Raw genomic sequence first — 12,449 nt, forward strand, 5'->3', positions numbered from 1 at the left:
ATTAAAAAAAAATAAAATATTTCTATATAAAGAGAAATTTAATTTATGAATAAAAATATTAATGTTAATGTAGTTGTTATTGGCGGAGGTCCGGCTGGATATTCCGCAGCATTTAGATGTTCTGATTTAGGATTTTCTACTTTAATAATAGAAAAATATGGAATTTTAGGAGGAACTTGTTTAAATGTAGGATGTATTCCATCTAAATCTTTTTTATATTTAGCTACTTTAATAAAAGAAATAAAAGAATTTTCTAAATATGGTATTGATTTATGTGCTAATAATAAAATTGATATATCAAAAATTATGAAATGGAAAGATAATATTGTTTTAGAGTTAAGTAATGGATTAAAAAATATGGCAGAATATAGAAAAATTGATATATTAAAAGGAGTAGCTAAATTTTTTAAAAAAAATCAATTAAAAGTAATTTTAAATAATGGAAAAATATCTTATATAAAATATGATTATGCTATTATTGCTACAGGTTCTAAACCTATTACTTTATCAAATTTTTTTAGTAAAGATTCTCGTATTTGGAATTCTACACATGCTTTAAATTCTGATTTTATTCCTAAAAAATTGTTAATTATAGGTGCAGGTATCATTGGTTTAGAAATGGCAACTATTTATAGTACTTTAGGATCTGAAGTAGATATAATTGATAATTCTGAAAAATTTTTTCCGTTAATTGATAAAGATGTTAGTGATGTTTTTTTAAAATACATTCAGAAATATTTTTCTATATCATTAAATACATCAATACTTAGTTCTATTTCTGATAAAGATGGTATTTTAGTAAACACTAAAATAAATCATAATACTTATAATAGTAAAATGTATCATGCAATTTTAATAGCAGTTGGTAGAACTGCGAATACAGATTGTTTAGATATTAACATACCTGGTATAAAAGTAGATAAATATGGTTTTATTCAAGTAGATAATCAAATGCGTACTAATATTTCTAATATTTTTGCTATAGGAGATGTAGTTGGTCAACCTATGTTAGCGCATAAAGGTATGCATGAAGCACATATAGCAGCTGAAGTTATTGCTGGAAAAAAACATTTTTTTGATCCTAAAGTAATTCCATGTGTAGCTTATTGTGATCCTGAAATTGCTTGGACAGGAATTATGGAAGAAGAAGCTAAAAATAAAGGAATTAACTGTCGTTCAATAATTTTTCCTTGGAAATTTTTAGGAAAAGCAATAAGTTCTAATTGTTCTATTCCTGGTCTAACAAAATTAATTGTTGATACAAATAGTAATAGAATTATTGGAGGGGTTATTATTGGTAAACATGCAGGAGAATTATTATCACAAATTAACTTATCTATTGAAATGGGATGTGATATAGAAGATATAGCTTTAACAATCCATCCTCATCCTTCTTTATCTGAATCAATTAATATATCAGCACAATTATTTAATGGAACTGCTACTGATATGATTAATAAAAATATTATATAAATTAAAAATTTTTAAGATATTAATTTTATTAATATATTTCTAAGATTTTTTTTTAATAAAATTAAAATTTATTAATATATTTATATTTAGATATTTATAAGATTTTATTAAATATTTTTATTATAAAATTGTTTATTGAATTTTTTAAAAAATATTTTTAAAGATATATATATTTTATATTTGTATATAGTATTTAAGAGCAGGTCATTTTCCTGCTCTAAAACGAATTTAGTATATAATATATTTTGTATATCATATAAATTTTATCTATATAAATTATAGAATTTAGATTAATTCTTTAAATTATATACTAAATGATAATCCGCACCCGCAAGTTCTTTTAGCATTTGGATTACTAATAACAAATTTAGATCCTTCTAAATTTTCAATATAATCTATTTTTCCTCCTAATAAGTATTGTATACTAATAGGATCAATAATAATTTCTATTCCTGATTGTATAATAGATATATCATTTTTTTTTGTTATTTTTTCTAATTCAAAACCATATTGAAAACCACTACATCCTCCACCAGTAATAAATATTCTTAATTTCAATTTAAAATTTTTTTTTTTTAATAATAATTTTTTGATTTTTTTTATTGCATTAATAGTAATTTTTATTTGATGTTTTAACATGTTTATATAAACTCTATTTTTATTAATTTTTATTTAATATTATTTTGAAAGAAAAAGATGATTTATATTATTAAATGGTTTGTATAAAAATTTTATATAAAAACAGATGATTTTTGTATATTTATGTATATTAAATTAATAATTTAATATTTTTAAAATTTATGTCTTTTGTTTGAAAAGGTTTTTAGTTATTTATCTATTTTTTTTCTTAAAAATGCTGGAATATCTAAAAAATTTTTTTTTTCTTTTTTTATTGAATTAATATTATTATTTATATTTTTTTTTATAGTATTTGAATTATCTAGTATTCCATTTCTTCTTAAATTATTATTTCGATAATCTACAAATGCTTCTTTAGAAGATTTATTACGTATAAAGGAAATTTCAGATCTTTTTTCCATTCCAATTCCTGTAGCTACTACTGTCACTCGTAATGAGTGATCCATTTGAGGGTCTAATGATGTTCCAATTACAACTGTAGCATTATCAGAGGAAAACGCTCTAATTGTATTACCTACTGTTTCAAATTCATCAAGTCGTAAATCAAAACCTGCGGTAATATTTACTAATACTCCTCTTGCTCCCGATAGATCTATATCTTCTAGTAACGGACTTGATATTGCTATTTCTGAAGCTTCTTCTGCTCTATTTTCTCCGGAGGCTGATCCTGTTCCCATCATTGCATATCCCATTTCTGACATAACTGTTCGAACATCTGCAAAATCCACATTCATTAGTCCAGGTCGCGTTATTAGTTCTGCAATTCCTTGAACAGCTCCTTTTAAAACATCATTTGCTGCCCCAAAAGCATCTAATAATGATATTCCACGTGTTAATACTTTTAATAATTTATCATTAGGTATAGTTATTAATGAGTCAACATATTTCGATAATTCATTTAATCCTTGTTCAGCAAAGTTCATTCTTTTTTTTCCCTCAAAAGTAAAAGGTTTTGTAACTACAGCAACAGTTAATATACCTAATTCTTTTGCAACTTCTGCTACTACTGGAGCAGCTCCTGTTCCTGTACCACCTCCCATTCCTGCAGCTATAAACACCATATCAGCTCCTTCTAATGCTGATTTTAATGTTTCTTTATCTTCTTCTGCAGAATTTTTACCTACATCAGGATTTGCTCCAGCTCCTAAACCTTTTGTAATATTATTTCCAATTTGGATTGTTTGTCCAACAGCTATTTTTCTTAATGCCTGTGCATCTGTATTAATTGCAAAAAATTCGACACCTTCAATTTTTTCACGGACCATATGTTCTACTGCATTACTTCCACCGCCACCAACACCAATTACTTTAATAACCGCATCATTACTTAATTCTGAAGGTTCAAACATACAATAAACTCCGTAAAATTGGAATAGTTCAAATTGTTATATTAATTTTTTATTATATTTTATATTTAATGTGTTAACCAATATTTAATATTTTTTATAAAATATTTAAAAATTCCATTTTTCTTTTTTTTTTTAAAAGAATTTTTTTGATAATTTTTTCCATATTGAAGTAATCCAATAATTGTTGCATATTCTGGTTTAGACAAATATTTAGGTATTTCAGATATATTACAAGGTTTTTTTATTTCAATATTAGTATTAAATATTTTTTTAGCACATAATAATAGATATTTTATTTTTGAGGATCCTCCTGTAAATATTATATTTTTTAATATATTGTTATTAATATTTTTAAAATTATATTGAGAATATAATTTTATTATTTCGTTATTTACTAAATTTAATAATTCTATATATCTAGGTTCAATTACTTCTATTAAAGAATGATAATGACAATTTTTTATTTTTATTCCTTTTTTATTAAAAATTTCTATGTTTTTACAAGCAATTGCAATATCTTCTACTGCATATCCATATTTTTTTTTAATAAATTCAGCATCAGAATATGATAATGAAAAAGCATATGCAATATCACGTGTTACAATATTCCCAGCATATGGAATAACAGCATTATGATATAATGATCCTTTAAAAAATATGCTTACATGCATTACTTCTCCGCCAATATCTACTAAGCACACTCCAGAATTTTTTTCTTCTTCTGTTAAAACAGACAAACTAGAAGCTAATCCTACAAATATATTTTTTTTCACATAAATTCCACATTTTTCAATAGCTTTAATTATGTTATTAGAAATGTTTTTATTACAAGTAATTAGATGTACATTAGCTTGCATTCTTATACCTGATAATCCTATTGGGTTGCGTATTCCTTTTTTTTTATCTATAGAAAATTCTTGTGGAATCATATGTAAAATTTTGTGATCATTATTTATTTTTATTGATTTAGCTATTTTAATAACTTTTTTTACATCTCTTTTTGTAATTTCATTTTTTTTAATTGGAGTCATACCAATTTCATTGTAACAATTAATTTCATCATGTGAAATAGATAAATATACAGTGTATATTTTACAATTTGCCATTATTTCTGCATCATGAATAGATTTTTTTATACAATTTATTAATAAATTTAAATTATTAATATTACCTTTTTCTATACCTTGAGATTTATTTTTACCAAAACCTATGATATTAATCACTTCATTTTTTAGAATTTCACCTATTAATACAACTATTTTAGTAGTTCCAATTTCTAACGCAGCGATTATGTTTTTTTTTATTGAAAGATTCATATTTTTTGGATTATATAAAAATTTTATTAAAAATATTTTTATATTTTTTATAATATAAAATATAATTAATAAAATGAATGTGATTATATTTAAAAGATAAAATATTTTAATATTAATGATATAATTAATACATTCATATTTTTATAATAAAAAAATTATTGTTTTAGATTATAAAATATTAAGTAATATTTTATATTAAAAATAATTGTTATTTATATAATAAAAATGTTTTTTTTTAAAAAATATTTTATGAATGTAAAAAAATTTGTTACATTAAATGTAACAGAATTACTTTATGAATATGTTTTTATATAGTTAAAAATTTTTATTTTTTTTTTTGATAATAATATTATATCATATTTATTAGATTCAGAAAAAATAAATTATATATCTTAATTAAGATAAAAATATATTTTTTTTTAATTTATTTACAATATAAATATTGTCTAATATTTTTTTTAAAAAAAATATTTATTATAACATTTCTGCAATTCTTAATATTGCACTTCTAGATCTTTTATTTTTTTGAATTTCAGTTTTTTTAGGTTTAATTTTTTTGATAATTTTTATTTTTTTATTTTCAATTTTTTTGATTTTTTTTTCGGTAATAGGTAATCCTCTTGGTATAAAAAAAGTTTTACCATGTTTTTTAAAAAAATTTTTTACTATTCTATTTTCAAGAGAATGAAAACAAATAATAACTAATCTTCTTTTTTTTTTTAATATCTTTATTGATATTTTTAATGTTTTTTTTAATTCTTTAATTTCATTATTTATATGAATACGTATAGCTTGAAAAGTTCTTGTTGCCGGATGTTTATATTTATCTATTTTTGGAATTGCTTTTTTTATAATTTGTACTAAATCTAATGTTTGAGTTATTGTTTTTTTTTTATTTCTATTATAGATAGCATAAGAAATTTTTTTAGAATATCTTTCTTCTCCATATTTTCTTAGCACTTTCTCTATTTCTTTTTGACTAGATTTTTTAAGCCATTTCCAAGCTGGTATACCTGTTGTATTGTTCATACGCATATCTAATAGTCCGTTTTTCATAAATGAAAAACCTCTATCATTTTGATTAATTTGATTTGATGAAATTCCTAAATCTAATAAAATTCCATCAATTTTTTTTTTTTTATTTTTTTTATATATATAAGGTATTTTTTTAGAAAATTTTCCAAATATTATAGAAAATCTCTTGTCTTTTATTTTTTTTCCTTTATTTACTGATTTAATATCTTGATCAATAGAATATAGTTTACCAGATTGTCCTAAATACTTTAATATTTCTTTTGTATGTCCTCCGTTTCCAAATGTTCCATCAATATATATGCCATTTTTCTTAATATTTAAAGCATTAATTGTTTCTTTAAGTAATACAGGTATATGTGACATAATTTTATATTTATTAGAATTTAATTCTATACATTCTCTAAAGAAATTATTTTAAAAAATAATTTTTAAAATTTAATAGAAAATGTATAAAAGTTTTGTTTATTAATTTTTAAAAATTTAATTTTTAATTTATTAAAAAATATTTTTCTTATTGATAACAACTGATACCTATAACACCAGATCTTGATAATTCAATAATTTTAAAAGATTTTTTTGCAATATTTAAAAAAGAATCAATATTTCTATTTGTATCTGATATTTGAATAATATATTGTTCTGAAGAACAATCAATAATATTACCTTTATATATTTCTATAATTTGATTTATTTTATGCAATTTTTTTAGATTATTTATCTGAATTTTTATTAATAGAATTTCTCTTTCAATATAATTTTTATTTGTTATTTCCAATACTTGGTATACATCAATTAATTTATGAAGTTGTTTTTCAATTTGTTCAATAGTTTTTTTATTTCCAAAAGTTTGAATTGTTAATTTTGATATATTTTTTTTATTAGTCGGAGCAACTGATAGACTATCTATATTATATCCTCTTTGTGAAAAAAGTCCTACTACTCGTGATAATGCACCTGATTCATTTTCTAATAATATTGATAAAATTCTGCGCATATATTTAAATTATCCTGTTTTTTTTAATAACATTTCGTTCATACCACCGTTTTTTATTTGCATAGGATAAACATGTTCATATGGATCAATATTAATATCAACAAAAACTAGTGATCCAGATTGAACCTGTTTAATCGCTAATATTAATTTAGAGATTATTTCTTTTGGTTTTTTTATTTTTATTCCAATATGTCCATATGCTTTAGCTAGTTTTATAAAGTTAGGTAATGATTGCATGTATGAATGAGAGTGTCTACCTGAATAAATCATGTCTTGCCATTGTTTTACCATTCCTAGTGATTGATTATTTAAATTAATAATTAATATTGCTAAATTATATTGTTTTGCTGTTGATAATTCTTGTATGTTCATTTGTATACTACCATCTCCAGTAACACATATTACAAATTTTTTAGGATGTGCAATTTTTACTCCTAGAGCAGCCGGTAATCCAAATCCCATTGTACCTAACCCTCCTGAGTTAATCCAATGACGGGGTTTATTAAAACCATAATATAATGCAGCAAACATTTGATGTTGCCCTACGTCTGATGTAATATATGCTTTTCCTTCTGTTAATTTATGTAGTATTTGAAGGATATATTGTGGTTTAATTATTTTATTAGAATTTTTATATTTATTAAATTTATAATTTTTCCATTTTTGTATTTTTTTCCACCAATTATTTAAATAAGAGTTTGATCTTTTTTTTTCTTTTTTTTCTAATAATAATAACATTTTTTTTAGTATTTTTTTAGCATCTCCAATAATAGGAATATCTGCTGTTATTGTTTTAGAAATTGATGTAGGATCAATATCAATATGTATTATTTTTGCATTTGGACAATATTTATCTACATTATTTGTAGTTCTATCATCAAATCTAACTCCAATAGCTAGAATTATATCAGAATGATGCATAGCCATATTAGCTTCATAAGTTCCGTGCATACCTAACATAGATAAATTTTGTGGATGATTACTAGGAAAAGAACCTAATGACATAAGAGACATTGTTACTGGTATATTTAATTTTGTTGCTAAATTATATAATTCTGAGTGACTATTAGAGCTTATAATTCCTCCTCCAGCATATATAATTGGTTTTTTAGATTTTAATAAAAAATTTAATGCATTTTTTATATTTTTTTTATTTTTTTTTATGTTGTTTTTATAAGATTTAATATTAATTGTATTTTCCCAAATATATTTTTTTTTTATTTTATGATCTAAAATATTTTTTGGTAAATCAATTACTATTGGTCCAGGCCTTCCGTTAGTTGCTAAAAAATACGATTTTTGAAAAATTAAAGGAATATTCTCAGATTTTTTTACTAAAAAACTATGTTTTACAATAGGTCGAGAAATACCTATCATGTCACATTCTTGAAATGCATCAAAACCAATTAATTTTGAAGATACTTGTCCTGATATTATTAATAATGGTATAGAATCCATGTATGCAGTAGCAATTCCAGTAATTGCATTTGTAGCTCCAGGACCTGAAGTAACTAAAACAACTCCGATTTTTCCAGTACATCGTGCGTATCCATCTGCCATATGTACAGCTGCTTGTTCATGACGTACTAAAATATGCTGTATTTTTTTTTTACCTAATGTATGAATTGCGTCATAAATATCTAAAACAGCCCCTCCTGGATAACCAAATATTTTTTTTATTTTTAAGTTCATTAATGATTGAACAACCATTTCGGCACCAGATAATAATGTCATATTGTATGTAATCCCTATATAATTAGTATTTATTTAATAATTTAATATATATATTTATAATTAATATATTTTTTATAATTTAATTATAAATAAAAAATTTTTTTTTTTAATTAAAACATTATCTGTAAAATTATACAGATAATATTTTATTATATATTTTAATATTTAATAGCACGAAGTAATTTATTTAATTCTGTTTTATCTAATGTTTTTTTATCAACTTTTTTTACAATAACTGCGCAATATAAATTTATATTTCCTATTTTTGAAGGTAAAGTTCCTGGTACTACAACAGATCCTTTAGGAACTCGTCCATAAAATATTTTTTTTGTTTCTCGATCATAAATTTTAGTGCTTTGCCCTATATATACTCCCATAGAAATTACTGAATTTTTTTCAATAATAACTCCTTCAACGATTTCAGATCTAGCTCCAATAAAACAGTTATCTTCTATAATTGTTGGATTGTTCTGTAATGGTTCTAATACTCCACCTATTCCTACTCCTCCAGATATATGAACATTACGACCAATTTGAGCACATGATCCAATAGTAGCCCAAGTATCAATCATAGTATTTTTCCCAATATACGCGCCGATATTAATAAAACTAGGCATTATTATGACATTTTTATCAATAAAAGAACCAAATCTGACTGTTGCATTAGGAACTACACGTATAGCATCATTAATAAAATCGATTTTATTATAATTTTTATATTTTAACGATATTTTATCATAAAAAGAATTATTTGATATTTTAATAATTTTATTATCTTGTGAATATAAATATAATAATACAGCTTTTTTTATCCATTGATATGTAATCCAAGTATTATTATTTTTTTTTGAAATTCTTATTTCACCAGAATTTAATAGTTTTATTGTTTTTTTTATTATTTTTTTTTCTTCTTTTGATATCTTATAATTTTCTTTTTTTGTTTTTTTTAAAAAAATTTTTTCTATTTTTTTTTTTATTTGTATCATTTTTAATTAATAACCTATATAATTATTTTTTATTATTGAATATGTATTAATAGTTATATTTTAATAAAATTTAATAAGTTTAATTGTAGTATTATTAAAATTATGAATATTAATATTTAATTAGAGAAAATTAGAGATATTTATATATTTATAAAAATTTTTGGAATTTTTTCATTTCTTTGATAAGTTAAGATTTCACATCCTGTATTAGTAACTAAAATTGTATGTTCATACTGTGCGGAAAAACCCCCATCTCTTGTCTTTACTGTCCAACCATCTTTCATATATTTAATATTTGATGATCTAATATTTACTATAGGTTCAATAGTAAAAGTCATTCCAGAATACATTTTAATATTATTATTTTTATTATAAAAATGTAAAATATATGGATTTTCGTGAAAATTTTTACCTATACCATGTCCACAATATTCTTTAACTATAGAAAATTTATTTTTTTCTATATATTTTTGTATCACTTTACCAATTTTATTTATCTTTTTTTTATTTTTAATATATTTTAATGATTTATATAAGCTATTTCTTGTAATTTTACATAGTTTTTTGTTTTTTTTATTTATTTTTCCTACAAAAAACATTCTAGATGCATCGGTATAATAGTCATTTTTAATTACCGCTACATCAATATTTACAATATCTCCATTTTTTAAAAATGTTTTTTTATTTGGTATACCATGACATACAGTATCATTAACAGAAATACATATAGATTTAGGAAAATTTTTATATCCTAAACATGCAGGAATTGCTTTTTTTTTTTGAGTTATATAATGATGACAAATTTGGTTTATTTCTTCAGTTGATATATCAGTAACAATATAAGATTTAATCATTTCAAGTACATTTGCAGTAATTTTTCCAGATTCTCGCATTTGTTTAATTTCATATTTGTTTTTTAAAATTCTTTTCATTGTTGTGTATAAATAATTAGTTATTATTGTCTAAATTTTTGTTTTTAAAAAGATTTTTTGTTTACAAAAATAAATATTATAATTAAAAATTTATTTTTATTTACTTAGAAATATTAAAGAACGTTATAAACTATTGTAATATAATATGTTATAATATATAAATATAGATAAAAAATTTAAAATTAAATATTTTTTTTAAAAAATAATTATTATAAATATTATTTTAAAATTTATAACATAATTTTATTTCTAAATAAATTTAATTTTTATTTTAATATTATTTAAACTATAATGTTAATAGTAATTTGTTATAATAGCATATTTTTTTTTTTAAATAAAATTATAGGAGAATAGTTATGGATATCGCTTTAATGAAAAATATGATTAAAGCCGGAGTCCATTTTGGACATCAAACACGATATTGGAATCCAAAAATGAAACCTTTTATTTTTGGAATAAAAAATAAAGTGCATATTATTAATTTAGAAAAAACATTACCATTATTTAGATTAGCTATTAATGAATTAAAAAAAACTATTAAATTTAACGGAAAAATTTTATTTGTAGGAACTAAACGTTCAGCAAGTGCAGCTATAAAATCTATTGCTTTATCTTGTAATCAATTTTATGTTAATCATCGCTGGTTAGGTGGAATGTTGACAAATTGGAAAACTGTAAGGCAATCTATTAATAAATTAAAAGATTTAGAAAAACAATCACTTGATGGAACTTTTGATAAATTAACTAAAAAAGAAGTTCTTCTTAGAATTCGTCTACTTAATAAATTAGAAAATAGTTTAGGTGGCATTAAAAATATGGGAGGGTTACCAGATGCAATTTTTATTATCGATACTGCTTATGAACATATAGCTATTAGAGAAGCAAATCATTTAGGTATACCGGTTTTTGCTATTGTTGATACTAATTCTAGTCCTGATGGTGTAAATTATATTATTCCGGGAAATGATGATGCAATTCGATCAATTAATTTATATTTAAATATATTATCTGATGAATTATCAAAGTGTTATAAAGAAAAAAAAGAATCAATTATTTTAAAAAATAGATTAAAAGAACAATAATTTTAAAATTTTTCTATATTATCAATTAATAATATTAATATTAGGTAAGAAATAATATGAAAATTTCTGTAAAACTTATTAAAGAATTGCGTATAAAAACTGGATCAGGATATTTGGAATGTAAAAGAGCTTTACAAAAATCTAATGGAAATATTATTAACGCAATTAATTATTTAAGAATTGTAGGTACTGATATTGCTCAAAGGAAAGTATTACGAAAAACAAAATTTGGTCGTATTTTTTCATATTGTAGTAAAAATTTAGGTGTTTTATTAGAATTAACTTCAGAAACAGATTTTGTTTCAAAAAATGAAGAATTTAAAAATTTTGGAGAAAAAATTGTTAATTTTTCTGGTAATAATAAAATTTTTGATTTAACAGAAATTAATGAAATTTTTAATTCAAAAAAAATAAATTTTATTTCTAGAGTTCGTGAAAATATAGAAATTAATAAAATTAAGTATATTACTGGAAATATTATAGAATCATATCAACATTTAGGTAAAATTGGAGTAATTATTTCTGGAAAAATGTTATCACCTAATACTCACTTAAATACAACTAAATGTTTTAAAAATATTGCTATGCATGTAGCAGCTGCTGCTCCATTATATTTATCAGAATTAGATATTCCTAATAACGTTCTTCAAAAAGAAACTGATATTCAAAAGAGTATAGCTAAAAAAACTGGTAAAAGTTCAAAAATATTACAAGCAATTATTAAGGGTCGTTTAAAAAAATTTATTAGTGAAATTACTTTGATTAATCAAAATTTTATTATAAATCCTAAAATTACTATACATGATTATTTAAAAGAAAATCAAGTTTGGATAAATAATTTTATACGTTTACAAGTAGGAGAAAATATTGATAATCTTAATACATAATTAATAATATTAATATTTAAGA

The 12,449-nt window shown here is 21.7% G+C and carries 11 protein-coding genes; 3 read left to right on the plus strand and 8 right to left on the minus strand.

Features of this window, described 5'->3' with window-relative positions; translation table 11 throughout:
- Positions 1–45: 45 nt before the first annotated feature.
- A complete protein-coding gene (gene lpdA / locus BCC_RS00710) occupies positions 46–1,473 on the plus strand; it encodes a dihydrolipoyl dehydrogenase (RefSeq protein WP_011672528.1) in 1,428 nt (475 codons plus the stop codon).
- 303 nt (positions 1,474–1,776) lie between these two features.
- Here lpdA and erpA read toward each other — a convergent pair whose 3' ends face one another.
- The 8 genes from erpA to map all read right to left on the minus strand — a co-directional run bounded on the left by erpA (position 1,777) and on the right by map (position 10,458).
- Positions 1,777–2,112, minus strand: coding sequence for an iron-sulfur cluster insertion protein ErpA (erpA, locus tag BCC_RS00715; protein WP_011672529.1), 336 nt, complete (start codon positions 2,110–2,112; stop codon positions 1,777–1,779).
- 188 nt (positions 2,113–2,300) lie between these two features.
- Complete coding sequence (ftsZ, locus tag BCC_RS00720; RefSeq protein ID WP_011672530.1) at positions 2,301–3,461, minus strand: cell division protein FtsZ; 1,161 nt, start codon at positions 3,459–3,461, stop codon at positions 2,301–2,303.
- A gap of 65 nt (positions 3,462–3,526) precedes the next feature.
- Complete coding sequence (ftsA, locus tag BCC_RS00725; RefSeq protein WP_011672531.1) at positions 3,527–4,777, minus strand: cell division protein FtsA; 1,251 nt, start codon at positions 4,775–4,777, stop codon at positions 3,527–3,529.
- 474 nt (positions 4,778–5,251) lie between these two features.
- The gene (gene rsmH, locus BCC_RS00730) at positions 5,252–6,175 is read right to left on the minus strand and encodes a 16S rRNA (cytosine(1402)-N(4))-methyltransferase RsmH (RefSeq protein ID WP_011672532.1); all 924 of its coding nucleotides are present in this window, start codon (positions 6,173–6,175) and stop codon (positions 5,252–5,254) included.
- Positions 6,176–6,323: 148 nt separating this feature from the next.
- Positions 6,324–6,806: an acetolactate synthase small subunit gene (gene ilvN / locus BCC_RS00735; RefSeq protein ID WP_011672533.1), complete on the minus strand. Its 483-nt coding sequence runs from the start codon at positions 6,804–6,806 to the stop codon at positions 6,324–6,326.
- Between the two features lie 9 nt (positions 6,807–6,815).
- On the minus strand, positions 6,816–8,540 hold the full coding sequence (gene ilvB / locus BCC_RS00740) for a biosynthetic-type acetolactate synthase large subunit (RefSeq protein ID WP_011672534.1): 1,725 nt from the start codon (positions 8,538–8,540) through the stop codon (positions 6,816–6,818).
- Positions 8,541–8,698: 158 nt separating this feature from the next.
- The gene (gene dapD, locus BCC_RS00745; protein ID WP_011672535.1) at positions 8,699–9,526 is read right to left on the minus strand and encodes a 2,3,4,5-tetrahydropyridine-2,6-dicarboxylate N-succinyltransferase; all 828 of its coding nucleotides are present in this window, start codon (positions 9,524–9,526) and stop codon (positions 8,699–8,701) included.
- Between the two features lie 140 nt (positions 9,527–9,666).
- The gene (map, locus tag BCC_RS00750) at positions 9,667–10,458 is read right to left on the minus strand and encodes a type I methionyl aminopeptidase (RefSeq protein WP_011672536.1); all 792 of its coding nucleotides are present in this window, start codon (positions 10,456–10,458) and stop codon (positions 9,667–9,669) included.
- A gap of 356 nt (positions 10,459–10,814) precedes the next feature.
- Here map and rpsB point away from each other — a divergent pair, with 356 nt between their 5' ends.
- Positions 10,815–11,540 (plus strand): 30S ribosomal protein S2, encoded by a 726-nt coding sequence (rpsB, locus tag BCC_RS00755; protein WP_011672537.1) that lies wholly within the window; start codon positions 10,815–10,817, stop codon positions 11,538–11,540.
- 56 nt (positions 11,541–11,596) lie between these two features.
- On the plus strand, positions 11,597–12,427 hold the full coding sequence (gene tsf / locus BCC_RS00760; protein ID WP_011672538.1) for a translation elongation factor Ts: 831 nt from the start codon (positions 11,597–11,599) through the stop codon (positions 12,425–12,427).
- Positions 12,428–12,449: the final 22 nt, after the last annotated feature.

Source organism: Buchnera aphidicola BCc (assembly GCF_000090965.1).
GTDB classification, from domain to species: domain Bacteria; phylum Pseudomonadota; class Gammaproteobacteria; order Enterobacterales; family Enterobacteriaceae; genus Buchnera_F; species Buchnera_F aphidicola_F.

Coding starts and splice junctions, on each gene's coding strand:
- lpdA (WP_011672528.1), top strand. CDS start 46: ATGAATAAAAATATTAATGTTAATGTAGTTGTTATTGGCGGAGGTCCG.
- erpA (WP_011672529.1), bottom strand. CDS start 2,112: ATGTTAAAACATCAAATAAAAATTACTATTAATGCAATAAAAAAAATC.
- ftsZ (WP_011672530.1), bottom strand. CDS start 3,461: ATGTTTGAACCTTCAGAATTAAGTAATGATGCGGTTATTAAAGTAATT.
- ftsA (WP_011672531.1), bottom strand. CDS start 4,777: ATGAATCTTTCAATAAAAAAAAACATAATCGCTGCGTTAGAAATTGGA.
- rsmH (WP_011672532.1), bottom strand. CDS start 6,175: ATGTCACATATACCTGTATTACTTAAAGAAACAATTAATGCTTTAAAT.
- ilvN (WP_011672533.1), bottom strand. CDS start 6,806: ATGCGCAGAATTTTATCAATATTATTAGAAAATGAATCAGGTGCATTA.
- ilvB (WP_011672534.1), bottom strand. CDS start 8,540: ATGACATTATTATCTGGTGCCGAAATGGTTGTTCAATCATTAATGAAC.
- dapD (WP_011672535.1), bottom strand. CDS start 9,526: ATGATACAAATAAAAAAAAAAATAGAAAAAATTTTTTTAAAAAAAACA.
- map (WP_011672536.1), bottom strand. CDS start 10,458: ATGAAAAGAATTTTAAAAAACAAATATGAAATTAAACAAATGCGAGAA.
- rpsB (WP_011672537.1), top strand. CDS start 10,815: ATGGATATCGCTTTAATGAAAAATATGATTAAAGCCGGAGTCCATTTT.
- tsf (WP_011672538.1), top strand. CDS start 11,597: ATGAAAATTTCTGTAAAACTTATTAAAGAATTGCGTATAAAAACTGGA.